This is a genomic window from Microbacterium sp. NPDC056234, from assembly GCF_042267585.1.
In the GTDB taxonomy this organism is placed as follows: domain Bacteria; phylum Actinomycetota; class Actinomycetes; order Actinomycetales; family Microbacteriaceae; genus Microbacterium.
Map to the genome: position 1 here is coordinate 528,365 of NZ_JBHJTE010000001.1, position 23,592 is coordinate 551,956.

At 68.8% G+C, this 23,592-nt stretch carries 21 protein-coding genes; 15 read left to right on the forward strand and 6 right to left on the reverse strand.

The window, feature by feature from the left end:
• The first annotated feature begins 11 nt into the window (after nt 1–11).
• The 3 genes from ACFCYE_RS02610 (at nt 12) to ACFCYE_RS02620 (ending at nt 4,482) form a co-directional block, all read left to right on the forward strand.
• Complete coding sequence (locus ACFCYE_RS02610; RefSeq protein WP_376176006.1) at nt 12–1,670, forward strand: extracellular solute-binding protein; 1,659 nt, start codon at nt 12–14, stop codon at nt 1,668–1,670.
• Between the two features lie 65 nt (nt 1,671–1,735).
• Nucleotides 1,736–2,431: a hypothetical protein gene (locus ACFCYE_RS02615; RefSeq protein ID WP_376176008.1), complete on the forward strand. Its 696-nt coding sequence runs from the start codon at nt 1,736–1,738 to the stop codon at nt 2,429–2,431.
• Nucleotides 2,428–4,482 carry a beta-galactosidase gene (locus ACFCYE_RS02620; protein ID WP_376176010.1) on the forward strand — a complete coding sequence of 685 codons (2,055 nt, stop codon included), beginning with the start codon at nt 2,428–2,430 and terminating at the stop codon, nt 4,480–4,482. The genes ACFCYE_RS02615 and ACFCYE_RS02620 overlap by 4 nt, the downstream gene beginning before the upstream one ends.
• On the opposite strand, the gene ACFCYE_RS02625 is transcribed toward ACFCYE_RS02620, so the two are convergent.
• Nucleotides 4,460–5,248 (reverse strand): GAP family protein, encoded by a 789-nt coding sequence (locus ACFCYE_RS02625; RefSeq protein WP_376177118.1) that lies wholly within the window; start codon nt 5,246–5,248, stop codon nt 4,460–4,462. The genes ACFCYE_RS02620 and ACFCYE_RS02625 overlap by 23 nt on opposite strands.
• A gap of 132 nt (nt 5,249–5,380) precedes the next feature.
• Between ACFCYE_RS02625 and ACFCYE_RS02630 the strand changes: the two genes are divergently transcribed.
• Entirely contained in the window at nt 5,381–6,544 is a 1,164-nt protein-coding gene (locus ACFCYE_RS02630; protein ID WP_376176011.1) for a sensor histidine kinase, read from the forward strand.
• On the forward strand, nt 6,541–7,206 hold the full coding sequence (locus ACFCYE_RS02635; RefSeq protein WP_376176013.1) for a response regulator: 666 nt from the start codon (nt 6,541–6,543) through the stop codon (nt 7,204–7,206). Before ACFCYE_RS02630 ends, ACFCYE_RS02635 begins: the two co-directional genes overlap by 4 nt.
• A gap of 12 nt (nt 7,207–7,218) precedes the next feature.
• Here ACFCYE_RS02635 and ACFCYE_RS02640 read toward each other — a convergent pair whose 3' ends face one another.
• Nucleotides 7,219–8,445, reverse strand: a complete 1,227-nt coding sequence (locus ACFCYE_RS02640; RefSeq protein WP_376176014.1) for an MFS transporter — start codon at nt 8,443–8,445, stop codon at nt 7,219–7,221.
• A 59-nt stretch (nt 8,446–8,504) separates the two neighbouring features.
• Between ACFCYE_RS02640 and ACFCYE_RS02645 the strand changes: the two genes are divergently transcribed.
• Nucleotides 8,505–9,563, forward strand: coding sequence for a LacI family DNA-binding transcriptional regulator (locus ACFCYE_RS02645; protein ID WP_376176015.1), 1,059 nt, complete (start codon nt 8,505–8,507; stop codon nt 9,561–9,563).
• 13 nt (nt 9,564–9,576) lie between these two features.
• Here the strand turns inward: ACFCYE_RS02645 and ACFCYE_RS02650 are convergent, their stop codons facing one another.
• The gene (locus tag ACFCYE_RS02650; protein ID WP_376176017.1) at nt 9,577–11,079 is read right to left on the reverse strand and encodes a hypothetical protein; all 1,503 of its coding nucleotides are present in this window, start codon (nt 11,077–11,079) and stop codon (nt 9,577–9,579) included.
• Nucleotides 11,080–11,163: 84 nt separating this feature from the next.
• Between ACFCYE_RS02650 and ACFCYE_RS02655 the strand changes: the two genes are divergently transcribed.
• From ACFCYE_RS02655 to ACFCYE_RS02670, 4 genes are all read left to right on the forward strand, one after another.
• Complete coding sequence (locus ACFCYE_RS02655) at nt 11,164–12,231, forward strand: histidinol-phosphate transaminase (protein ID WP_376176019.1); 1,068 nt, start codon at nt 11,164–11,166, stop codon at nt 12,229–12,231.
• An 85-nt stretch (nt 12,232–12,316) separates the two neighbouring features.
• Nucleotides 12,317–13,447 (forward strand): pyruvate dehydrogenase (acetyl-transferring) E1 component subunit alpha, encoded by a 1,131-nt coding sequence (gene pdhA / locus ACFCYE_RS02660; RefSeq protein ID WP_376176021.1) that lies wholly within the window; start codon nt 12,317–12,319, stop codon nt 13,445–13,447.
• Nucleotides 13,444–14,424, forward strand: a complete 981-nt coding sequence (locus tag ACFCYE_RS02665; protein WP_376176023.1) for an alpha-ketoacid dehydrogenase subunit beta — start codon at nt 13,444–13,446, stop codon at nt 14,422–14,424. Before pdhA ends, ACFCYE_RS02665 begins: the two co-directional genes overlap by 4 nt.
• Nucleotides 14,425–14,461: 37 nt before the next feature.
• Nucleotides 14,462–15,802: a dihydrolipoamide acetyltransferase family protein gene (locus ACFCYE_RS02670; protein WP_376176024.1), complete on the forward strand. Its 1,341-nt coding sequence runs from the start codon at nt 14,462–14,464 to the stop codon at nt 15,800–15,802.
• A 10-nt stretch (nt 15,803–15,812) separates the two neighbouring features.
• Here ACFCYE_RS02670 and ACFCYE_RS02675 read toward each other — a convergent pair whose 3' ends face one another.
• Both ACFCYE_RS02675 and ACFCYE_RS02680 read right to left on the reverse strand, forming a co-directional pair.
• The gene (locus ACFCYE_RS02675) at nt 15,813–16,277 is read right to left on the reverse strand and encodes an AAA family ATPase (RefSeq protein WP_376176026.1); all 465 of its coding nucleotides are present in this window, start codon (nt 16,275–16,277) and stop codon (nt 15,813–15,815) included.
• A 33-nt stretch (nt 16,278–16,310) separates the two neighbouring features.
• A complete protein-coding gene (locus ACFCYE_RS02680; RefSeq protein ID WP_376176027.1) occupies nt 16,311–17,537 on the reverse strand; it encodes an ROK family protein in 1,227 nt (408 codons plus the stop codon).
• Between the two features lie 109 nt (nt 17,538–17,646).
• Between ACFCYE_RS02680 and ACFCYE_RS02685 the strand changes: the two genes are divergently transcribed.
• From ACFCYE_RS02685 to ACFCYE_RS02700, 4 genes are read left to right on the forward strand one after another with little or no spacing between them, the layout of a single operon-like run.
• Nucleotides 17,647–18,951, forward strand: coding sequence for an ABC transporter substrate-binding protein (locus ACFCYE_RS02685; protein WP_376176028.1), 1,305 nt, complete (start codon nt 17,647–17,649; stop codon nt 18,949–18,951).
• The gene (locus ACFCYE_RS02690) at nt 18,948–19,859 is read left to right on the forward strand and encodes a carbohydrate ABC transporter permease (RefSeq protein WP_376176030.1); all 912 of its coding nucleotides are present in this window, start codon (nt 18,948–18,950) and stop codon (nt 19,857–19,859) included. The genes ACFCYE_RS02685 and ACFCYE_RS02690 overlap by 4 nt, the downstream gene beginning before the upstream one ends.
• Nucleotides 19,859–20,737, forward strand: a complete 879-nt coding sequence (locus ACFCYE_RS02695; RefSeq protein ID WP_376176031.1) for a carbohydrate ABC transporter permease — start codon at nt 19,859–19,861, stop codon at nt 20,735–20,737. The genes ACFCYE_RS02690 and ACFCYE_RS02695 overlap by 1 nt, the downstream gene beginning before the upstream one ends.
• 56 nt (nt 20,738–20,793) lie before the next feature.
• A complete protein-coding gene (locus ACFCYE_RS02700) occupies nt 20,794–22,473 on the forward strand; it encodes an alpha-amylase family glycosyl hydrolase (RefSeq protein WP_376176032.1) in 1,680 nt (559 codons plus the stop codon).
• 58 nt (nt 22,474–22,531) lie between these two features.
• On the opposite strand, the gene ACFCYE_RS02705 is transcribed toward ACFCYE_RS02700, so the two are convergent.
• On the reverse strand, nt 22,532–23,089 hold the full coding sequence (locus ACFCYE_RS02705; protein ID WP_376176033.1) for a TetR/AcrR family transcriptional regulator: 558 nt from the start codon (nt 23,087–23,089) through the stop codon (nt 22,532–22,534).
• 88 nt (nt 23,090–23,177) lie between these two features.
• Here ACFCYE_RS02705 and ACFCYE_RS02710 point away from each other — a divergent pair, with 88 nt between their 5' ends.
• A complete protein-coding gene (locus tag ACFCYE_RS02710) occupies nt 23,178–23,561 on the forward strand; it encodes a hypothetical protein (protein ID WP_376176034.1) in 384 nt (127 codons plus the stop codon).
• Nucleotides 23,562–23,592: the final 31 nt, after the last annotated feature.

The following is a 23,592-nucleotide window of genomic DNA, read 5'->3' on the forward strand; positions in this document are numbered from 1 at the left end:
GAAGAGACATCATGTTGAACAAGCACATCCGATCCGCGGCAGTGGCGGGCTTCGCCGTCGCCGCGCTCACGCTCACCGCCTGTACGAGCAGTGCCGCGCCCGAGGAAGAGGGCGACGGCAGCGCCACCATCGGCGCGGAGCAGTCCGTCGGCGCGATGGAGGAGTTCGAGGCCGGCACGAGCTTCAAGGCCACCGAGCCCGTCGACTTCTCTCTCATGTATCGCGATCACACCGGGTATCCGGTCAAGGACGACTGGTCGGTGTTCACGCACCTCGAAGAGGATCGCAACGTCACCTTCTCGCGCACCGACATCCCGATGGCCGACTACGAGCAGAAGAGGTCGCTGCTGATCGGCGGCGGCGAGGCCACCGACATCATCTCGGTCACCTACTCCGGCCAGGAGACGCAGTTCGTCTCGGGCGGGGCGATCCTGCCCGTGTCGGACTACTTCGAGTACATGCCGAACTTCCAGCAGAAGATCGAGGACTGGGGCCTCGAAGAGGAGCTGGATGCCGGCAAGCAGGAGGACGGCAAGAACTACCTGCTCCCCGGCGTGCGCGAAGTGCCCGACATCCAGTACTCGGTCATGATCCGTGACGACCTGTGGAAGAACGCCGGCATCACCGAGGACCCCGAGACCTGGGACGAGTTCGCCGAGCAGCTGGCGACGGTCAAGGCCGCGAACCCCGAACTCCAGTACGCGCTGTCGGACCGTTGGACCGATCAGACCCCGCTCGGCTCATTCCTCAACGTGATGGCGCCGAACTACGGCACGTCCGCAGGCTGGGGCTACGCGAACACCTACTTCGATCGGGATGCCGAGGAATACGTGTTCACCGGTGCGACCGACGAGTACAAGGACCTCGTCGGCTATGCCGCCGATCTGGTCGAGCAGGGGCTCCTCGACCCCGAGATCACACAGAGCGACGATCAGGCGATCCAGAAGTTCGTCTCGGGTGCGTCGGCAGCGATCTCCGGCAACACGCAGGCGCTGTCGGACTACCGGACGAAGCTGGCGGATGCCGGCAAGGGCGACCTCCCGATCCGACTGATCTCGGTGCCGGCGGGACCCGCCGGTTCCAACGTCGGGGGCACACGGTTCACCTCCGGGGTCATGCTCAGCAGCGACGTCGCCGACAAGCCGTACTTCAAGGCCCTGCTGCAGTTCATCGACTGGATGTACTACTCCGACGAGGGCCTCGAGTTCGGCCTGTTCGGAGTCGAGGGCGAGACCTTCGAACGGGGCTCCGACGGGACCCCAGAGCTTCTCAGCGACATCGGATGGAGCTCGATCAACCCGGACGCGCCGAAGAAGCTGAACGCGGACTTCGGGTACAGCAACGGCGTGTTCGTGCTGGCCAACGGCTCGTCCGCCGCGCTCACCCAGGCCATGATGACGCCCGAGATCGCCGAGTGGACCGCGGCCCAGCTCGAGGCGAAGGAGGTGCTCCCGGTGGCGCCGGCGGCGCGACTGAACGAGATGGAGCTCGAGCAGACGACGCTCGTCGAGACCCAGCTCAAGGACGCCGTTCAGGCCGCGACCGCGGCGTTCATCACCGGCCAGCGCTCGCTCGACGAGTGGGATGCGTACGTGACCGAGATGCAGAGCCTCGGCTCCGACCAGCTGATCGACACCATGAACACCGCCTTGGAGCGGACGCAGAAGTGATCCCAGGGGGCGGCCGGGTCGACTGCGACCGGCCGCCCCCGGCTCGCTCGAACAGAGGAATCACCATGACGGACACGCGTACCAGGGCCGATGCCGCCGACGAGGTCGGCCGCGGCCCGCTCTCGCGCGGCGCCGCGTTCGTGTACCGGATGCTGGTCCTGGAGGGCCTGATCGTCCTCGCCATGCTGCCGACGCTCGTCGTCGTGCTGCTGCTCGGCCGGGATGCGTCGAACGTGCCGTTCTTCACCCTTGCCCTGCTCCCGCTCGCGCCGGCGCTCGTCGCCGGCATCTCGGCACTGGGCGTCTGGCAGCGCTCCCCCGATCTGTCGCCGGGTCGCGCCTTCGTGCTCGCCTACCGTCGTGACCTGCTTCCGACGCTGATCTGGGCCGTCCCTGCGACCGTCGGGCTGTCCGTGCTGACCTTCAACCTCGTGCACCTCGACGCGGTGGAGGGCGGGGCGATGATCCGGCCCGTCCTCGTCGTGATCGTGGTGGTCGCGGTCGTCTGGTGCGGCCACATGGCTGTGCTCACGGCCGGATTCCGCTTCCGCACCAGGGATGCCGCGCGCATCGCGCTCGCACAGCTGCTGTCGCAGTGGCGGTTCTCCCTCGGCATCCTCTCGCTGGTGCTCGTCGCAGGGGCCCTGGTGCTCCTGGTGTCCGAGCTCGCCCTGCTGATGTTCGCGTGGGCGTTCGTCGCCCTGCTCGCACTCCTCGCCCGTCCCGTCATGACCGACGTCACCGAAAGGTTCACCCGATGACGACCCCCGCACGTCTTCCTCGGCTCGATCACATCGCCTTCGGCGGCGACTACTCGCCCGAGCAGTGGGATCGGGAGGTCTGGGCCGAGGATCACGAAGCCTTCGATGCGGCGAGCATCACGACCCTGACGGTGGGCGTCTTCACGTGGGCGCTGACGCAACCAGATGAGGACACTTTCGACTTCACCGTGCTCGACGAGATCATCCAGCGCGCCTCCGACGAGGGCCGCGTGATCTGTCTGGGCACCGGCACCGGCGCGCTCTCGCCCTGGATGGCACGACGCTACCCCGACGTCACGCGAACCGACTACGAGGGGCGTCGGCACGGATACGGTCAGCGGCACAATGCCTGCTGGAGCTCGCCCGACTTCCGTCGCCTGGCCGCTCAGGTCGCCGGACGCCTCGCCGAACGGTACGGGTCGCATCCGGCCGTCGTCGCGTGGCACATCGGCAACGAATACGGCGGGCGCTGCTATTGCGATCTGTGCGCGGTGGAGTTCCGGATCTGGTTGCGAATCCGATACGGCACGCTCGACGAGTTGAACGAGGCGTGGAACACGACGTTCTGGTCTCACCGCTTCACGCACTGGGACGAGATCGAACCGCCCAGCGCCCTCACCGAGCACTGGCGCGGGCCCGGGTACACCGCCTTCCAGGGCATCACGCTGGACTACCACCGCTTCTCGACCGATAACGCGATCCGGCAGTTCGCCGAGGAGAAGGCGGCGATCCGCGAGCATTCCGATCTGCCGGCCACGACGAACTTCATGGGCTTCTACGAGCCTCTGGACTACCACCGCTGGTCCGATCACCTCGACTTCGCCTCATGGGACAACTACCCGCGCGCCATGGATCAGCCGTGGAGCACTGCGCTGGCCCACGACCTGATGCGCGGGCTGAAGGACGGTGCGCCGTTCTGGCTCATGGAGCAGGCGCCGTCGGTCACGGCATCCAGGGACGTGAACCCCGTGCGTCGACCCGGAGTCATGCGGCTGTGGTCCTGGCAGGCGGTCGCGCACGGTGCCGACTCCGTGCTGTTCTTCCAGATGCGCGCATCGCGCGGCGCGTGCGAGATGACGCACGGCGCGGTGCTCGACCATTCCGGTCGCCGCGACACCCGGACCTTCCGCGAGGTGGCGGGCCTCGGCGCGGAGCTCGGGAAAGTCGGCGACGCCGTCCTGGGCGCCCGCACCCCGGCCCGCTGCGCGCTGGTCGTGGACTGGGACTCGTGGTGGGCGGTCGAGATGGCCGACGGTCCCAATCGCCTGCTGCGCTACATGCCGACCCTTCAGGAGTGGGGACGCGCGTTCTGGGATGCCGGGGCGCAGGTCGACGTGGTGCCGGTCACCGCCGATCTCTCCGGCTATGACGTCGTGGCTGCTCCCCTGCTGCACATGATCAAGGGCGATTTCATCGAACGGCTGGAGCAGGTCGTCGAGCGCGGCGGGACGGTCCTCACCGGCTGCCTGTCCGGGCGGGTGGACGAGGACGACCGGCGGTTCCTCATGGACGCTCCCGGTCCCCTGGCCGGTCTCGCCGGCATCCGGGTGGCAGAGACGGATGCCGCCGATCCGGGCCTGGCGAATCGGATCCTCTTCTCGGACGGCGTGACCGAAGGCCGCCTCGTGTTCGAGGTCCTGGTCGCCGAGGATGCCGAAGTCATCGCCCGTTACGGCGATGACTTCTATGCCGGTGAGCCGGCCGTGACGCGGCGCACTGCGGCATCCGGCGGACAGGTCTGGTATCTCGGCACGCAGCTCGCGCAGTCCGGCCTGGCGCGGATCGTGCGTTCCGCGCTCGAGCGCCATGACCTCATGGGTCCGTACGCGGATGCGGCGGGTGTCGAGCTCGCGACGCGGGTCGCGCCGGGCGGTGAGCGGATCGATTTCGTCCTGCACCACGGCCCGGATCCGGCGACGATCGTGCTGCACGCCGACGGCACGGATCTGCTCACCGGAACGGCGTACGCGGCCGGTTCGCGCGTCGAGTTGCAGCCGACGGACGTCCTGGTGCTCGCCGTCGGAGCCCTCAGCCGTCCCCGAGCCGAGTGAGCAGATCGAACAGTCCGAGTTCGGTCGCGGCGGCGCGCGCGATGAGGAACCCGAGGATGCCGATGATCCAGGCGGTCGTCTCACCGGCGGTGCGCTGCATCCACGCGGCGAAGCGCTCGAGCGGACCGGTGATCGCGCGGGCGGCGACCAGGCGCACCAGGAGCAGGACGAGCGCGGGGACGATCATCACCAGGCAGTAGCCGACGAGTGCGAGGACGCGGGTCGGGGCACCGACGCCGGAGTCCGCCAGCATCGTCATCGCGACGATGTAGGGCACCATCGTGGCGACCTCCACGATTCCGGCGGCGATCGCCACCGATACGAGCGCCCAGCGCGTCGCGCCCGGCGCGAGCAGGCGCTCCCGCCACCGCGTGATGCGGCCTGGCGCTGCGACGTCCGGCGCGGCGGACATGCCGTTGCCGGCGCCCGCGACGACCGGGGTCTTCTGCTTCGAGGACGTCGGGATGAAGAACGATCCGATCAGAAGCCCAGCGCCGATCAGCAGCCTGACCGTCGCACCGGCGGGCGACGACAGCAGATCGGCCGCCACATCGACGACGTTCACCAGCCCCCAGAGGAACAGCAGTCCGACGGCGAGGTAGAAGCCGGCGATCGTGGCGAGATAGAGCAGCATCCGCCCGACTCGTACACGACCCGGCGAGAGCAGCAGGAACACAGGGATGAGCAGCGTGCCGATGCTCAGGCTGTCCAGCAGCGCCAGCGCGGCGAGTGACAGCATCATCGGGGCTCCGGCGAAGATCTCCATCACCCCAGGATTCTGCGCGACGCGATGCAGCGGATCGGGCGAAGGTCGCGGTGGGCACTCATCCCTTGGTCGGATGCGTGGGTCACGGCCGCGTGGTTGCATGGTGGGATGCACGGGAGAAGGCGGCCGCGGATGGGTGCGTGGTATCAGCGCCATCGGTGGGTGCTGGATCCGGCCGCGATGGCGCTGCTCAGCCTGGTCTTCGCCGCTCTCGGCTTCCACGGGATCTGGGGATCGTTCTTCGTCTCCGGTACGGAGCTCTCCCCCTGGTCGGCGCTCGTGTTCGCTGTTCCGGCCTGCGCGCTCGCGCTGGGCAAGCGGCGGCATCCCATGATCGTGCTCGTCCTGGTCAGCGTGCTCTTCATCGCCGATATCGTCACGGTCGGCGGGATCGGAACGCTGGTCGTGCTCCTGGATGTCCTCTGGACGGCGGTCTTCGTGGCCGGTCCGCGGACGAGAAGGATCCTCTCCTGGCTGCTCATCGGCGCGGCGATCGTCCTGTTCGTCACGGCGATGATCACCACGGGCGGCGATTTTCCCGCCGCCTTCGTGATCTCGCTGCAATTCGGCGCCATCTTCGGTACGGACTACTGGTGGGCGGTCGCCGTATCGCAGGCGCACGAACTCGCCGAGCTTCATCGGCAGCGCGCCGAAGAGGTCGAGCGGCAGGCGCTGCAGGAGCGTGAGACAGCCGTGCGCCGGGAGCGGGAGTCCATGGCACGAGAGCTGCATGACACGATCGCCGGTCACGTCATGGCGATGGCGATCCGGTCGGAGGCCGCACTGTCCGTCGCCCCGGATGAGCGCACAGATCGGGCGGCTCTTCAGGCCGTGCGGGATGCCGGGCTGGACGCGCACGCGGCGCTGCGCACGATGATCGCGGTGCTGCGCGACGGCGAGAGCGACCTCGCCGTTCCTCTGGGGCCGGCCGACTGGGACAGAGCCGTCGACGGTGCGCGCCGTTCCGGGCTGGTGGTGCACGCGGGCGCGCCGCCGCTGGGGCTGTCCGCCCCCGTGGAGCAGGCGGTGCTGCGGATCGTGCGCGAGGCGCTCACGAACTGCGAGAGACATGCCGCGGGTGCCGTCGTCGAGGTGGAGGTCGACCAGGAGCCTGGGTGGGTGCGGGTCGCGATCGAGTCGCGTGGCGGCTCCCCGCGTGCGCAGGCGACCGGGAGCGGGTGGGGGCTGAGCATGCTCGGCGAACGCGTCCGCGCGCTGGAGGGGACGTTCTCGGCGGGCCCGATCGCGGACGGCTGGTCGGTGCGGGCGGCCATACCGGACGGGAGACAGCCATGACGGCATCCGTGACGGTGCTCGTCGCCGACGATCACGCGGCGATCCGCGCCGGACTGCGGATCATGCTGGAGACGCACGGTCTCGTCGTCGTCGGCGAGGCGGCCGATGGCGAGGTCGCGGTGCGCAACGCCGCGGCTCTTCGCCCGGATGTGGTCCTGATGGACTTGCGGATGCCGGGGCGCGACGGCATCTCGGCCACGCGGGAGATCGTCGAACGGGGCCTCGCCGATGTCCTCGTGCTGACGAGCTTCGACGAGGACGACCTCGTGCTCGGAGCGCTCGCAGCCGGTGCGGCCGGGTTCCTGCTCAAGACGGCGGATGCCGAGACGCTCGTGCAGGCGGTCGCCGCCGTCGCAGCCGGCGACGGTGTGCTGGATCCCCGAGTGACGCGGCGTGCGCTCGCCGCCATCGTCGGCGCTGTCGCGCCGGCGTCGGAGACGGATGGTGCGGTCGCCGTCGGGCTCACGGCCAGGGAGCGGGAGGTGTTCGACGGCATCCTGAACGGACTGTCGAACGCCCAGCTGGGTCAGCGGCTGGGGATCTCGATTCCGACGGTCAAGACCCACGTGTCCAACGTGTTGTCCAAGCTCGGTGCACGCAGTCGTTCGCATGCCGCAGCCCTCGTGCGGTCCGGTGAGGTCCGCGTGCGCGGCGAAGCGTGAGACGATCTCCGCTCAGCGCACCGGCGTCTTCTCGGCTTCCGTGAGCGGGCGGGCCGCACCGGATGCGAGACCGGATGCCGCGACCAGCGCCACGAGGATGTACAGCGTGTTCAGCAGGCCGATGTGCTCGCTGATCAGGCCGAGAATCGGCGGGCCGCACAGGAACGCCGCGTAGCCGATCGTCGCGGCGGCGCTCACGCGAGCCGCTGCCTTGGCAGGGTCGTCCGCCGCCGCCGACATCCCGAGCGGGAAGCCGAGCGAGGCGCCGACGCCCCACAGCGCTGCACCGAGGAACACGAGCGGCAGCGTCGGCGCGAGGATGAACAGCAGGATGCCGCCCGCCGCCGACACGGCCAGCACACGCAGCACCAGCACACGGCCGAAGCGGTCGACCAACGGGCCTCCGAAGACGCGGACCGTGGTCATCGCGATGGAGAACACCGTGAGGGCCAAGGCGCCGTTCTCAGTGCCGAACCCGTGATCCTCGCTGACGCCGAGCGCCAGCCAGTCGTTCGCTCCCCCCTCGGCGAAGGCCATGCCGAGCATGACGATGCCGAGCACGTAGGTGCGCGGCTCCCGCCAGGCCGACAGCGCGACGTGCATGCGCTCGCGCCAGTGCGGCTTCTCCCCCGGCTCGGAAGGATCGAGCGTCTCGGCGCGGCGCGGCACATTCGCGATGCTGACGAACGCCGTCACGAGGATCAGCACGGCGATGAGTCCGGCGTGCGGGGCCACCTCGATGTCGAGCTTCGTCGCGGCCCACGCCGCACCGGCGCCGATCACGGTGCCGAAGCTGAAGAACGCGTGGAACAGGGGCAGGATCGTCTTTCCCGCGTGCTGTTCGATCGCAGTGGCCTCGACGTTCATCATGACGTCGAGACAGCCGTTGCCGAAGCCGAAGAGCACGAGACCGATGATGACCACGGGGAACGATCCGAGAACGGTCGCGCCGATGCCGATGAGCGCGATGCCGATCGCCAGCGTGATCAGCAGCCCGAGCATCCCGCGGCGGGCTCCGGTGCGCGCCATGACGGCGGGGCTCGTGGAGATGCCGAGGATCGAGGCGATGCCCATGCCGAGCAGCAGCAGACCGATCTGGGCGTTGTCGATGTCCAGCGCGAGTTTGATGTCGGGCACGCGCGCGGCCCAGGTCGCGATCGATACGCCGCTGGCGAGGAAGATCGCGAAGATCGCGTTGCGCCACCGCACGTACTGCGATCGGGTCAGTTCGGCATCCATCACTACAGCGTATCGAATCGATTCGAGCGGCGGAAACCGGGCGCGTATATCCTCGAAGGATGGACCCAGTTCCCCGACGCGCGACCATCGCCGATGTCGCACGTGCCGCCGGTGTCGCGCCCTCGACGGCATCCGTGGTCTTCAGCGGGAAGGCGCAGGTCGCCGAGGCCACGCGCGAGAGGGTCCTCGCGGCCGCGGCATCCCTCGGATACGCAGGTCCCGACCCCAGGGCCGCCTCCCTGCGCACCGGACGCAGCGGCATCGTCGCGGTCGTCCTGGACGGTCCCTTGCGCACCGTCTTCCTCGATCCGGTCACGATCGCGATGATGGACGGCATCACCGATGGGCTGTCCGACCTGGGCGCCGCCGTGCTGCTGCTTCGGGAGGACGCCACCGAAGAATCAGCCAACCTGGCCAACGCGCCGGTCGACGCGGCGGTCCTGATCGGCTGCTCCGGTCGTACCAGGGCTTCACTCGAGATCGTGCGCGGCCGAGGCATCCCCGTCGTCGTCATCGAGGGGGATGCCGGCGACGGAATTCCCCAGATCACGCTGGACAACAGGGATGCCTCGCGCGACGTCGCCCTGCACGTGCACGGGCTCGGTCACCGCGAGGTCGCCGTGCTCACCCTGCCGCTGGACAGTGCGCGCGCGCGGGGGCCGGTGACACCGGCACGCCTCGCGTCCGCGACCGTCGACGTCACCCTCGATCGACTGGACGGCGTGCGCGAGGTCTTCCCCGATGCTCCCGCCGTCTCCGCCGCCCACAGCTCCATCGATGAGGGGGTCATCGCGGGTCGCGCACTTCTCGCCGATGCGGATACGAGACCGACGGCCGTGCTCGCGCAGAGCGACCTTCTGGCTGCCGGCGTGATCCGCGCCGCTGAGGAACGCGGACTGCGGGTGCCGCAGGACCTCTCGGTCACCGGCTTCGACGGCGTCACCGTCGACGGTATCGGCCGCCACATCCTCACGACCTCGGTGCAGCCGGCGACGCAGAAGGGTCGCGCCGCAGGGGAGCAGGCGACACGGATGCTGCGCGGCGAGGCCTCGGCCTCCCAGCATCTGACGTGCCGGTTCAGAGCCGGGACGACGACGGCGACTCCGCCGGCACGATGATCCGGGCGCGGGCTCAGGAGTGCGGGAAGCCCAGCGGCAGTTCTTCGGGGGCGAGGTCGTAGATCGCGTAGCGGCCGCACTCGACGACGTCGACCTGCCTGGCGCCCAGCGACAGCTCCCAGTTCGCCGACTGGTCGTCGACGACCAGGAAGCTCACGGCGGTGGTGTCGAAATCGCGGCGGTTCACGAGCCACGAGTATCCGTTGAGCTGGTGGTCGACCTGTACGAGCCGGGACGGGTCCTCGAGGTGCAGCTTCGGCAGACGCACGGTCCAGAACTGGCCGGCCCCGGACCGGTCGGACTCGTCGACCCAGTCGACGACGCACGCGAGGTCGGCATCGGACGCTGTCGCGGCTGACACGACCCGCGGGACGCTGAGCCCGGCGCCGACGAGCAGCAGCACCGCGACGACGGCGGTGGCGATCCGCGACAGGGCGGGGGACAGGCGCGGGAGGACCTTCGGGTCGGCGACGAGCGCGAGCAACGGCGCGAACACGACCGGCTCGAGGTATCGCGCCGCGTGCGTGCCCAGAGCGATCGCACCGATCACGACGAGGAGCGGCAGCATCCAGGCGGATGCCGCGACAAGCCGCTCTCCTCGGCGGGACGCTCGTGCCGTACGGACGGCGGCGAGCACCACGAGACCGGCGATGACGACCGCGCCGCCCCACCCCAGCGGAGTGGACAGGCGGTCGAGAGCGAGCCCGCCGTAGTACGCGGCGGACTCCGGCCAGAGTTGCGGCTGCGCGTATCCGAGGCCGGAGTTCTCAATCCATGCCGTGAACGGAATGCGACCCAGAAGGCCGACAGCGGTCCCGCCGACGAGCCACCACAGCAGCGCGAGCATGCGGGCGCGATCGTCTGAGCGCAGCGCCGCGACGCCGAGCACCGCGCCGAGCGGCACAGTGGCCCAGACCAGGTACAGCGGGTTCGAGAGCGTCGCGACGGCGGCCACGACGCCGAGCGCGATCAGCATCCCCTGGCGCCGGCCAGACCGATCGCTCACCCGCCGCGCGATGCCGATCGACGCGACGACGGCGATCACGGTCGCGGAGTAGTACGTGGTCGTGAGAAGCAGCGACGCCAGCTCGGCGGACTCGCGCACCGCGCTGGTCTCGGTCACCGCGATAGCACCCCATGCGGCGATCGCGGCGAGCGACCACGCAACCGGCGCCTTGCCGGGGGCGCGTCGACCGGCGACGAGCCGAACGGCGCCGTACAGCGCGATCACGTTGATCACCGCGTTGACGAGCAGCGACGCGTCGATGCCGACCGGAAGAGCCAGCCGCAGCAACGCGAACATCGCCGATTCGGGCAGGAAGAGGACCGTGGACATCGCCCAGTCCCACCCCTGACCCTCCAGGATCGAGCGGACGAACATCGGCACGACCAGGGAGTCGCCGTCCCGCAGCAGCAGGGCTTCGCGTGCGGTCGATGCGACCTGCCCCGTGACGATCACCGCGATCGCCGCAGCGCCGAGCCAGCCGAGGAGTTCGCGCAGCCATCCGTGTCTCACGGCATCCACTCTCGCATGCCGTTCCATGGAGACCGTCGGAAGGCCGGCTCCCCGGGTCCTTCCCTCGCTCGTAGACTTCAGAGCGTGACCGAGCCAACGCTGCCCCGCATCCGTCCCGAGATCGCCGCACTCCCGCCGTACCGGCAGGGCAAGCAGGCCGGGGCCGACGCGTTCAAGCTCTCCAGCAACGAGAACCCGTTCGACCCGCTGCCGTCGGTCGTCGAGGCGCTGCAGAGCGCGGTGCCCGTCAATCGCTACCCTGATGCCTCGGCCGGTGCCCTGCGCGTCAGGCTGGGGGAGCGGTACGGCGTCGACCCTGACGCCGTGCACGTCGCGGCCGGTTCCGTCTCGATCCTCTACCAGCTGGTCGGGGCCGCGGCATCCGTCGGCGACGAGGTGATCTACGCCTGGCGCTCGTTCGAGGCGTATCCCGGCATCCCGCTGATCGCCGGTGCCACCTCCGTGCCTGTGCCGCTGCGCGCCGACGCGACGCACGATCTCGAGGCGATGGCGGCCGCCGTCACCGACCGCACCCGCGCGATCATCGTGTGCACCCCGAACAACCCCACCGGTCCGGTCGTGACCAGCGCGGAGTTCGCCGCCTTCGTCGCGCGGGTTCCTTCCGACGTGCTGATCGTCCTCGATGAGGCCTATGCCGAGTTCGTCACCGCTCCGGGTGCCGTCGACGGATTGACGGAGCGCATCTTCGAGACGCATCCCAACGTGGTGGTGCTGCGCACCTTCTCGAAGGCGTTCGGACTCGCCGGGCTGCGCATCGGCTACGCGATCGGTCACCCTCGCGTGCTGGATGCCGCGCGCAGCACCGGCATCCCGCTGTCCGTCACCTCCGCCGCAGAGCGGGCCGCGATCGCCAGCCTGGATGCCGAAGCCGAGCTGCGCGAGCGGGTCGCCGTCATCGTCGAACGCCGCACGCGCCTGCGCGACGGTCTGCGCGCGCAGGGCTGGGAGGTGCCGGATGCCCAGGGCAACTTCATCTGGCTCCCCACCGGCGAGCGGACCGACGAGATCGCGGCGGCGTTCGTCGCTGCCGACCTCATGGTGCGTCCGTTCTCGGGCGACGGCATCCGCATCTCGGTGGGCGAAGAGGCCTCGATCGAACGAGTGCTGACCGTCGCGGCATCCCTCCGCTGACCCGGTTTCATCCGGATTCCGGGCAGATACAAGGGCCCCCTAGGTATGCGTGACCGGGCATGCGGACGCCGGTAGCGTGGGGGTCGTGACCTCGTCAGAGACCCAACTCGTCCGCGTCCTCGAGGCGGATGGCCGCTTCGCGCCGAACGCTGCCGCCGAGCCGTATCTGTCGCTGATCGACGCGATCAGCGACGCCGAGCTCGAGCAGTTCTATCGCGACATGGTCGTCATCCGCGCCATCGACACCCAGGCCACCAACCTGCAGCGTCAGGGGCAGCTCGCGCTGTGGCCGCCGAGTCGTGGGCAGGAGGCCGCTCAGGTCGGCTCCGCCCGCGCCGCCCGCACGCAGGACACGATCTTCCCGTCCTACCGCGAGCACGTCGTGACCCGCATCCGTGGCGTCGACCCCGTCGACATCATCAAGCTGATGCGCGGCGTCTCGCACGGCGGATGGGACCCGGCCGACCCGAAGAACGGCAACACCCGTCTGTACACGCTGGTGCTCGGCTCGCAGACGCTGCACGCCGCCGGATACGCGATGGGCCTCACGTTCGACGGACGCACCGGAACCGGTGACCCCGAGCGCGACGAGGCGGTCATCGTCTACTACGGCGACGGCGCGTCCAGCCAGGGCGACGTCCACGAGGCCATGGTGTTCGCCGCGAGCTATCAGGCGCCGACGGTGTTCTTCCTGCAGAACAACCACTGGGCGATCTCCGTGCCGGTCGAGACGCAGTCCCGCGTCCCGTTGGTCGAGCGCAGTGCCGGTTACGGGATCCCGAGCGTCCGCGTCGACGGCAACGACGTCCTGGCCAGCTATGCCGTCTCGCGCGTCGCACTGGACGAGGCCCGCAGCGGCCAGGGTCCGCGCGCGATCGAGGCCGTGACCTACCGCCTCGGCGCGCACACCACGAGCGACGACCCGACCAAGTACCGCGGCAGCGACGAAGAGCAGTCGTGGGCCGAACGCGACCCGATTCCCCGCATGCGCGCCTTCCTGGAAGGCAGGGGAGCGGCGGCATCCTTCTTCTCCGAGGTCGAGGCCGAAGCCGCCGATGCCGCAGAGGATCTGCGCGTGCGCACACTCGAGCTGACCTCCCCGACGGCCGAGACGATGTTCACCCACGTCTACAGCGAGCCGCACCCGCTGCTCGAACAGCAGCGGGAGTGGCTGGCGCAGTACGAAGCATCGTTCGAGGACGGGGGAGCGGCATGAGCATCGACACGATGCCGTTCAGCAAGGCGCTCAACGCCGGGCTGCGCAAGGCCATGGAGGACGATTCGAAGGTCCTGCTCATGGGCGAGGACATCGGCAAGCTCGGCGGAGTCTTCCGCATCACCGAGCACCTGCAGCGCGACTTCGGCACCCGGCGCGTACTGGACACGCCGTTGGCGGAATCCGGGATCGTCGGCACGGCGATCGGCATGGCGATGGCCGGGTTCCGCCCCGTCATCGAGATCCAGTTCGACGGCTTCGTGTTCCCGGCCTTCGATCAGATCACGACGCAGCTGGCGAAGCTCACCAACCGTCACGACGGCCGGCTGAGCCTGCCGATCGTGATCCGCATCCCCTACGGCGGCCACATCGGCGCCGTCGAGCACCACCAGGAGAGCCCCGAGGCGTACTTCGCGCACACTCCGGGTCTTCGCGTGGTGAGCCCGTCGACGCCGAACGACGCGTACTGGATGATCCAGGACGCGATCCGCTCGAACGACCCGGTCATCTTCATGGAGCCGAAGAGTCGCTACTGGACCAAGGGCGAGGTCGATCTGTCCGCCCCGGCCGTGCCGCTGCACTCCTCCCGCGTCGTGCGCCAGGGCACGGATGTCACCCTCGTGGGGCACGGAGCCATGGTCACGACCCTGCTCCAGGCCGCTGCGCTGGCGGATGCCGAAGGCACGAGCTGCGAGGTCGTCGACGTCCGCTCGTTGTCGCCCGTCGATTACGGACCGATCCTCGACTCGATCCGCAAGACGGGCCACATGGTCTACGCCCAGGAGGCGCAGGGCTTCGTGAGCGTGGGCAGCGAGATCGCCGCGACAGTCATGGAGCAGGCGTTCTACGCGCTGGAGGCGCCGGTGCTGCGCGTGTCCGGCTTCGACGTACCGTTCCCACCCGCGAAGCTCGAAGGCGTCTACCTTCCGGATGCCGATCGCATCCTCGAGGCCGTCGATCGTTCCCTCGCCTACTGATCCCATCCGCTCCCCGAGCCTGTCGAAGGGCATGAACATGAGCACGCAGAACTTCACCCTCCCGGACGTCGGCGAGGGCCTGACCGAGGCCGAGATCGTCGCGTGGAAGGTCGCCCCCGGCGATCAGGTCGCCATCAACGACGTCATCTGCGAGATCGAGACGGCCAAGTCGCTCGTCGAACTGCCTTCGCCGCACGCGGGCACGGTCGGCGAGCTGCTCGTGGCCGAGGGGACCACCGTGGAGGTCGGCACGCCGATCATCTCCTTCGTGGCGGATGCCGTCGTCGCCGCCCCTGCGCCTGCGGCTGCCCCGGCGGCCGAGGAGGGCGGCGGTTCGGTGCTGGTCGGCTACGGCAGTGGCACGGGGGCGACCTCGCGGCGCAAGCGCACGGCGCAGCGCTCGGTGCGCTCGTCGGTCGGCGTCATCGCGAAGCCGCCGATCCGCAAGCTCGCCCGCGACCTCGGCGTCGATCTGGCCTCGGTCGCTCCGACCGGTGGGGATGGCGAGGTCCTGCGCGAAGACGTCGTGAAGCATGCGTCGCAGGCCAGCGTGTTCCGCAACATCGAGACGCCGGAATGGGGCGAGGTGCGCGAAGAGACCGTGCCGGCGCCGCAGTCCGCACCGGTCGGCGTCGCCCGCGGCCTGGCGTCGACGGCGCCCGCACAGGATGCCGAGGCGCGCAGCGAGGCGATCCCGGTCAAGGGTGTGCGCAAGGCCAGCGCCAACGCGATGGTGCAGAGCGCCTACACCGCGCCGCACGTCACCGTGTGGAAGGACGTCGACGCCACCCGGACGATGGAGCTCGTCAAGCGCCTGAAGGCGTCGCCGGACTACGCCGACATCCGCGTCTCTCCGCTGCTGATCGTCGCCCGTGCCGTGATCTGGGCGGTCCGCCGCAACCCGATGGTCAACGCGGCCTGGGTCGAGACCGACAACGGCGCCGAGATCCGCGTGCGCCATTACGTGAACCTCGGGATCGCGGCTGCGACGCCGCGCGGTCTGCTGGTGCCGAACATCAAGGACGCGCAGGATCTCAGCATGAAGGATCTCGCCCGCGCTTTGAACCGCCTCACGCTGACCGCGCGCGATGGGAAGACCCCGCCGGCTGACCAGCAGGGCGGCACCATCACGATCACGAACATCGGCGTGTTCGGCATGGATGCCGGTACCCCGATCATCAACCCCGGCGAGGCGGGCATCGTCGCGATGGGCACGATCAGCCAGAAGCCGTGGGTCGTGGACGGCGAGGTGCGACCGCGCTACGTCACGACCGTCGCCGGCTCGTTCGACCACCGCGTGATCGACGGCGACAGCATGAGCCGTTTCGTCGCGGATGTCGCGGCGATCCTCGAGGAGCCGGCGCTGCTCGTCGACTGAGGACGGCGCGTCAGCTGCGGAGCATCCGCAGCGGGCCTTCTTCGGGCGACGGCACCTCGAACCCATCCACGTAGGCTGCGGCGAGCTCAGGCGGCAGCGCGAGGGAATCCGGCGCACTGTTGTCGCGCCGCGCGACGCGCGCCAGCACGACGTCGCGCGGCGTCGCCAGATAGTGGACCTCCGGGATGACGTCGAGCGGGGCCAGCATCCGGCGGTACTCGTCACGGCTGCTGCGCGACCAGAACGAGCCGTCGACCACCACGTCGCGCCCGTCGGCGACAAGGCGCATGGCCTGTTCGCGGAGTTCGGCGCGGATGGCGTGTTCGACCTCGGGTGGGATCGGATGCCGACGATGACCGCGGGTCCACGCGACATCGTCGAGCGACAGCCGCACGTATCCCTGAGCCTCGAGCCGGCGGGCAGCCGTCGTCTTGCCCGACCCGGCAGGACCGCACATCAGTACGACGTGAACCATCTCGTCAGTCTGGCCGAGATCTCGACGATGGGGCTACATCGCCCGAGAAAGCCGCCGCTCGGCGAGCCGTGGAACGGTCCGCTCCCGGGCGGCGCGGCGAGCGGTGGCCACCGCACCCAGCGAGACGACCTCGGCACCCAGCGCCGAGGCCACGAGCTCGGGAGCCGGTAGGTGCAACTGCGTGGGGAGGATGCCGCGGGCGGCGGTGAGCACCGGCTCGATGCTCTCGGCCACCGCGCCGCACACGATCACCGTGGCGGGGTCGTACATGCTGCCGAGGACGCCGACGATCCTCGCGAGCGTCGCGCCGACGCGACTCGTGACGAGCTCGGCGTCCGCATCGCCGGAGGCGGCGAGAGCGAGGATGGAGCGCGGGTCGGCGCGGTCGGCGTCCGCGAGCCGTCCGACGACCGAGTCGCGTGCGATCTCGCCGCCATCGACGGCTTCGCGCACCCGGTCGTGCAGCGCATAGCTGAGCCCGAACGCCGATCCGACGCCGATGATGTGATCGAACACGATGCCTTCGCCGACGCCGCCGTGCGCGCCGTGCAGCAGGTGTCCGTCGACCACGACACCGCCGCCGAAGCGCTCGCCGGCGAGCAGGGCGACGTAGTCGCGGCATCCGATCGCGGCGCCTCGGGGATCCGAGCCCTCGGCGACCGCGGCGAGCAGCGCGTCGTTCTTGATCTCCACGATCGGGGCCCAGCCGCCGAGCGCTTCGGCCAGGTGGGGATTCGTGCGTTCCCAGAAGCCGTCGGGATGCGGCGGCGAGATGCCGTCGCGATTCACGGGGGCGGCGACGCCGACGCAGATCGCGAGGATCGCGTCCTGCGTGACACCGGCCTCCTTGAGTGCCTGCTGCAGGCGGGCGAGCACTTCCGCGCGCCGCTGGTCGGGGGAGTGGGTGGGATCGAGGTCGATGCGGTGGTGCACGAGCGTGGCCTCGAGCGGATCGGCGATGGTGACGGCGAGGTGCATGTCTCCGGCATCCACGCCGACGACGACGCCGAGGTCGGGCGAGACGGCGAAACGGCGGGCCGGACGACCGGAGCGGTAGCTGCCGGCCGCTCGGGCGTTGGGGAGCTCGCGGAGGATGTCGACGCTCACGAGCGTGTCGATGGCGTCGATCGCCGTCGACCGGGTCAGCGAGGTGCTCGCCATCGCCTCCGTGGCGGTGAAATCCCCGGCCGTCCAGGCGAAGTCGAGCACGGCGCCGACGCTCGCGCGTCCGGTGCCGAGGTTCACGGTGACTTCCTCCACTGGCTTGACCTCCCAGTCTTCCAATGAGAGAGTACCGTCGAGCGAAGTAAATTCGCTCACTAGATTTACTCCACGGATCTAAGATCCGTGTATCTACGGAAGGACGACGGTGTCTGTGAGATCGACATCCATGGCGCGCTGGGCGGCCGGCGCAGCCGCGTTGGCGCTGGTCGGCACGGCCCTGGCGGGGTGCTCGGCCGATGGCCGCGAGACCATCCGCTTCACCTTCAACAAGCGTGAGGCGATCGGGTTCGTGACCGACCTGGTCGCGACCTACAACGCATCGCAAGACGACGTCCATGTCGAGATCGACACCTCGGGACCCGATGTCATCTCCGCGAGTTTCGTCCGCGGCAACCCGCCGGACATCATGCTCGCGAACTACAACCACGAGGTCGCCAGGTTCATCCAGCGCTGCGCGCTGAGCGATGTCTCGGACACGGAGGCCGCCGCCGGCATCCGCGCCGACCTCGAGCCCCTCATGAACCAGTACGGATCGTGCGAGGGACGCACCAGCGCGCTGCCGTACTCGGTGACAGCGGCATCCGTCATCTACAACAAGGAGATCTTCGACGCGCACGGCCTCGACGTCCCCGAGACGTGGAGCGAGCTGCTCGCGGTCTGCGACGAACTCCAGGCCGCGGGCGTCACCCCGTTCTACGCCACGTTCAAGGACGACTGGACGGTCGGTCAGGGCTGGTACGACTACGCGCTCGGCGGATCCCTCGACGTCCTGGAGTTCTTCGACGACCTGGCGGCCGAAGGCGGCGACGTCGGACCTGATTCGGACGTCTCGTTCCAGAAGGACTTCGCCGAACCGATCGATCGGATGCTCCAGCTCATGCAGACGTACGTGAACGAGGACGCTCCCAGCCGTGGCTACGGCGACGGCAACCTCGCCTTCGCCAAGGGCGAGGCGGCGATGTACATGCACGGGCCGTGGGCGTTCAGCGAGATCGCGAAGACCTCGCCGGACCTCGAACTCGGCACGTTCCCACTGCCCATGACCGAGGACCCCGAGGACCTCGCCGTGCGGGTCAACATGGACCTCGCGGCCATGATCCCCGAGGGCTCGAAGCACAAGGATGCCGCGCGCGACTTCCTCGAGTACCTGTACCTCCCCGAGAACATCGAGTCCTACAACGCCTCCCAGCTCGGCTTCACCCCGATGGAGGATGCCGAGGCCCCGGACGATCCGCGCATCGCAGGGATGATCCCGTACTACGAAGAGGGCAAGGTCTACCAGGGTCCGTCCGTGCTCGTGCCCAAGACGATCCCGGTCTTCAACTACACGCAGGCCCTGGTGCTCGGCGGTGACCCGGACGCGATCCTCGCCACCCTGGATGCGGACTGGGCGCGACTCGCCTTCCGCGCGCCCGCCCCGTCGGCCGAGACGAAGGAGTCCGAAGGATGAGCACCACGACGACCGTCGTCACGGCCGGGGACACGAAGATCCGGCGCAGCACTCGCCGCGTCGAGCCGATCTACTACCTGTTCCTGCTGCCGAGCCTGCTGCTGTTCACCCTGGCCATCACAGTTCCCGGCGTGATCGGGATCTTCTTCAGCTTCACTGATTCGATCGGCATCGGCGAGTGGAGCTTCGTCGGGTTGACGAACTACATCGCCCTGTTCAGCGATCCGGCGATCCTGCAGAGCTATCTGTTCACGTTCGGCTTCTCGATCGCGACCGTGATCGTCGTGAACATCGCGGCCTTCCTGCTCGCGGTCGGACTCACGTCCCGCATCCGGTTCAAGACGGGGCTTCGGACGATCTTCGTGATCCCGATGGTGATCTCGGGCATCATCATCGCCTACGTCTTCAACTTCCTGTTCTCGAACTCGCTGCCCGCGCTCGGGTCCGCGCTCGGCATCGAGGCGCTGGAGTCCAGCCTGCTCGCCAATCCCGATCTCGCGTGGGTCGCGATCGTGTTCGTGACGGCGTGGCAGGCGGTACCCGGCACGTTGCTGATCTACATCGCCGGGCTCCTGTCGGTGCCGGGCGAGGTCTACGAAGCGGCATCGATCGACGGTGCGAACAAGCGTCAGCAGCTGATGCGGATCACCGTGCCGCTCGTCGCGGGCTATGTGGTGATCAATGTCATCCTCGGGTTCAAGGGCTTCCTGAACGCGTACGACATCATCGTCGGCCTCACCAACGGCGGTCCAGGCACCTCCACCCGCAGCGTCGCCATGTCGATCATCACGGGCTTCAACGGCGGCGACTACGCGTACCAGATGGCCAATGCGACCATCTTCTTCGTCGTGGCCGTCCTCATCTCCCTCCTTCAGCTCTCGCTGACGCGCGGAAGGAACGCATTCTGATGTCGACCGAGACCATCACCACCCGGACCGCCTCCGGCGGGAAGCCGCGCACCCGCATGGAGCGGGTCAACTGGTCGGGGACGATCATCCTGATCCTGTGCACGGTCACGGTGCTGCTGCCGCTGTACGTCACGATCTCGATGGCCTTCAAGACCACCGGTCAGGCCGTCGACGGCAATGCTTTCTCGCTGCCGGCGCCGTTCTCGATCGACGGCTTCGTGGCGGCATGGAACCTGACGAAGTTCCCCGTCGGCGCGGCGATCTCGCTGATCGTCACCGCAGGAACCGTCGTGGCGACGATTATCCTGGCGGCGTTCGCCTCCTACGCGATCGTGCGCAACTGGGACCGCCGGCTGTTCCGGTACTCGTTCTTCTACCTGCTCGCGGCGATGTTCATCCCGTTCCCCGTGGTGGCGCTGCCGCAGATCCAGCTCACCGGACGCGTCGGACTGGACAACCCGCTGGGGGTCATCATCCTGGCGACGATGTTCCAGCTGAGCTTCAGCGTCCTGCTGTTCACCGCATTCCTGCGCTCGATCCCGCTCGAGCTGGAGGAGAGCGCGCGCATCGACGGAGCGACGACCTGGCAGACATTCTGGAGGCTCATCTTCCCGCTGCTCGCCCCGATGAGCGCGACCGTCGGCATCTTCGCGTTCCTGTACGCCTGGAACGACTTCATGATGCCGTCGCTGATCATCTCGGACCCTGCCATGCAGACGTTGCCGGTGCGGCAGAACCTGTTCCAGAACCAGTTCAGCAACAACTACAACATCTCGTTCGCGTCGTACCTCATGGCCATGGCGCCGGCGATCGTGGCCTACCTGTTCACGCAGCGCTGGGTCATGGAGGGCGTCACCCAGGGCGCCGTCAAGGGCTGACGCGGCCTCCGCCGACCATCCGAACCATCTCGAACACCGAAGGAGCTCTCGCACTCATGACCGATGCGCTCATCATCGACACCCCCGAAGACCAGGAGACACCTGCCTGGTGGCGCCAGGCGGTCGTCTACCAGATCTATCCGCGCAGTTTCGCCGATGCGAACGGCGACGGTCTGGGCGACATCCCCGGCATCCTGTCCCGCGTGGACTACCTCGCCGAGCTGGGCATCGACGCCGTCTGGCTGAGCCCGTTCTACCCGTCGGCGCTCGCCGACGGCGGGTACGACGTGGCGGACTACCGCGACGTCGACCCCCGCCTCGGGACGCTCGCGGACTTCGACGCGATGGTGGAAGCGCTGCATGAGCGCGGCATCCGCGTCGTCGTCGACATCGTGCCCAACCACACCTCGAACCTGCACGTCTGGTTCCAGGAGGCGCTCGCCGCGGGCCGCGGCTCCGCTGCGCGCGACCGCTACATCTTCCGCGAGGGCACCGGCGTCGACGGCTCCGAGCCGCCGACCGACTGGTATTCGACCTTCGGCGGCGGCGCGTGGGAGCGCGTCGAAGACGGCCAGTGGTACTACCACCACTTCGCCGTCGAGCAGCCCGACCTGAACTGGTCGAACCCGGAGGTGCGCGAGGACTTCCTCGAGACGTTGCGCTTCTGGTCGGACCGTGGAGTCGACGGCTTCCGCATCGACGTCGCCCACATGCTCACGAAGGATCTCGCCGACCCTCTGCCGAGCCAGGCCGAGCTGGAGGCGATTCCGCGCGACGGCAACCACCCGCTGTTCGACCGCGACGACGTGCACGAGGTCTACGCCGAATGGCGCAAGGTCTTCAACTCGTACGACCCGCCGCGCACCGCCGTCGCCGAGGCCTGGGTGGACACTCCGGAGCGCCGGGCGAAGTACGCGTCGGCCGACGGGCTCGGTCAGGCGTTCAACTTCGACCTGCTCGTGGCCGACTTCGACGCGACGGAGTTCCGCAGGCTCATCACGGTCAACCTCGCCGAGGCGCTGGTGACGGGTTCGTCGACGACGTGGGTGCTGTCGAACCACGACGTCACCCGGCACGCGACGCGCTACGGTCTGCCCCCGCTCGCCGGACGTGCGGTCAAGCAGGGCACCGAATGGGTGGCCGCAGGCGGACCGGAGGACCAGCTCGATCGCGAGGGCGGACTGCGCCGCGCGCGCGCAGCCACGCTCCTGCTGCTGGGCCTTCCCGGCAGCACCTATCTCTACCAGGGCGAGGAGCTGGGTCTGCACGAGGTCGCGGCGATCACCTCCGAGCAGCGTCAGGATCCCGCCTTCTTCCGCGGCGGCGCGTTCGACGGCCTCGGCCGCGACGGATGCCGCGTTCCGCTGCCCTGGACCGCCGACGGCTCTTCCTTCGGCTTCGGCTCGGCGGGCTCTCACCTGCCGCAGCCGGCGTGGTTCGCCGAGTACGCGGTGGACGGCCAGGCTCTCGACTCGGCCTCCACGCTGGCGTTCTACCGTCGTGCGCTGGCGCTGCGGCACGAACTGCAGACGGACGAGAGCCTGGAATGGCTCGAGACCGGGCGAGCGGATGTGCTGCGGTTCGTCCGGCCGAACGGCTGGCAGGTCGTGACCAACTTCGGCACCGAGCCCTTCGCCCTCGACGCGGATGCCGGCTCGGTCCTCCTCTCCAGCGGTGCGGATGCCGAGGCATCCGTCCCCGGTGAGACCACGGTCTGGATCGCACCGACCGACTGACCTAGGTGTCGCGACTGGCCGTCTCGATCGCGTCGAGGCGGCCATTCGCGTCCCCGGATCAGCCCAGTGCGCTGAATACCCAGCGTCGAGCGAGCGACTCCGGTGCATCGATGCGCCGATTCGAGAAGCTCGCGAGGAACGCCTCGTGCAGCGCGGCGCCGACGAGCAGAGCCGAAACCGCGTCGGCGTCGGCATCCGCACGGATCCTGCCGTCCGTCTGTTCGGCTCGGATGTACGCGGTCAGCATGCGCTGCGGCGCTTCAGGGCCGCCTCCGCGCGCATCGGATTGGGTGCGCCAGGCCGACAGCAGCTCCCGATCGCCGAACAATGCGGCAGCGATCGGAAAGCCCTCCGCGAAGAACTCGATCAGCCCGACCGTCGCGCGCTCGAGGTTCTCGACGGCGTCACCGATCCCCGGCTCGATCCCGGCGAAGGGGCGGGGGAGCCGCTCCTGCAGCACCGCGACGAACAGCTCATGCTTGCCGGCGAAGTTCTTGTACAGCAACCCTTCCGAGCATGCAGCGGCTCGGGCGATCTCCTTGGTGGTCGCCCTGACGATGCCCTGCTCGCGCATGATGCGGGCTGCGGCATCGAGGATGCGTTCGCGGGCTGTCATGCGAATCTCCTCGCGGTGGGTTGACAGGTGAGTGTTCACTCACTGTAGCATCGGGTGAGTAAACACTCACCTACCCCCGGGAGTCCTCGTGTCCGCTCTGGAGATCCTGCGCCTGGTCCTGCTCGTCGTGCATATCGTCGGAACGTCGGCCATCGTCGGCGCGTTCATCCTTCAGATGCCGTGGCGCAAGTCCTTCGACTTCTCGCCGATGCTGGTCGGCTCGATCGTGCAGATCGTCTCGGGCTGCGCCCTGATCGCGGTGCGCAAGTTCGACGGTCTCGAGGTCGTCGAGTCGAAGATGATCGTGAAGTTGGCGATCGCCGTCGTGATCCTGGCGATCGTCATCGTCGCGATGGTGCGCCAGCGCGCTCTCCGCAACCGCGAGTCCTCGGATGCCGGATTGCGCGGCCTGTTGTATGCGATCGGAGTTCTCGCGATCGGCGACGTCATCGTGGCACTCGCCTGGCATTAGATCGATCTACTCGATTTTGAGAATCATTCTC

Excerpts from the sequence above, each read along its gene's own strand:
- ACFCYE_RS02610 (WP_376176006.1), top strand. The coding sequence starts at position 12 with ATGTTGAACAAGCACATCCGATCCGCGGCAGTGGCGGGCTTCGCCGTC.
- ACFCYE_RS02615 (WP_376176008.1), top strand. The coding sequence starts at position 1,736 with ATGACGGACACGCGTACCAGGGCCGATGCCGCCGACGAGGTCGGCCGC.
- ACFCYE_RS02620 (WP_376176010.1), top strand. The coding sequence starts at position 2,428 with ATGACGACCCCCGCACGTCTTCCTCGGCTCGATCACATCGCCTTCGGC.
- ACFCYE_RS02625 (WP_376177118.1), bottom strand. The coding sequence starts at position 5,248 with ATGGAGATCTTCGCCGGAGCCCCGATGATGCTGTCACTCGCCGCGCTG.
- ACFCYE_RS02630 (WP_376176011.1), top strand. The coding sequence starts at position 5,381 with ATGGGTGCGTGGTATCAGCGCCATCGGTGGGTGCTGGATCCGGCCGCG.
- ACFCYE_RS02635 (WP_376176013.1), top strand. The coding sequence starts at position 6,541 with ATGACGGCATCCGTGACGGTGCTCGTCGCCGACGATCACGCGGCGATC.
- ACFCYE_RS02640 (WP_376176014.1), bottom strand. The coding sequence starts at position 8,445 with ATGGATGCCGAACTGACCCGATCGCAGTACGTGCGGTGGCGCAACGCG.
- ACFCYE_RS02645 (WP_376176015.1), top strand. The coding sequence starts at position 8,505 with ATGGACCCAGTTCCCCGACGCGCGACCATCGCCGATGTCGCACGTGCC.
- ACFCYE_RS02665 (WP_376176023.1), top strand. The coding sequence starts at position 13,444 with ATGAGCATCGACACGATGCCGTTCAGCAAGGCGCTCAACGCCGGGCTG.
- ACFCYE_RS02670 (WP_376176024.1), top strand. The coding sequence starts at position 14,462 with ATGAGCACGCAGAACTTCACCCTCCCGGACGTCGGCGAGGGCCTGACC.
- ACFCYE_RS02675 (WP_376176026.1), bottom strand. The coding sequence starts at position 16,277 with ATGGTTCACGTCGTACTGATGTGCGGTCCTGCCGGGTCGGGCAAGACG.
- ACFCYE_RS02690 (WP_376176030.1), top strand. The coding sequence starts at position 18,948 with ATGAGCACCACGACGACCGTCGTCACGGCCGGGGACACGAAGATCCGG.
- ACFCYE_RS02695 (WP_376176031.1), top strand. The coding sequence starts at position 19,859 with ATGTCGACCGAGACCATCACCACCCGGACCGCCTCCGGCGGGAAGCCG.
- ACFCYE_RS02700 (WP_376176032.1), top strand. The coding sequence starts at position 20,794 with ATGACCGATGCGCTCATCATCGACACCCCCGAAGACCAGGAGACACCT.
- ACFCYE_RS02705 (WP_376176033.1), bottom strand. The coding sequence starts at position 23,089 with ATGACAGCCCGCGAACGCATCCTCGATGCCGCAGCCCGCATCATGCGC.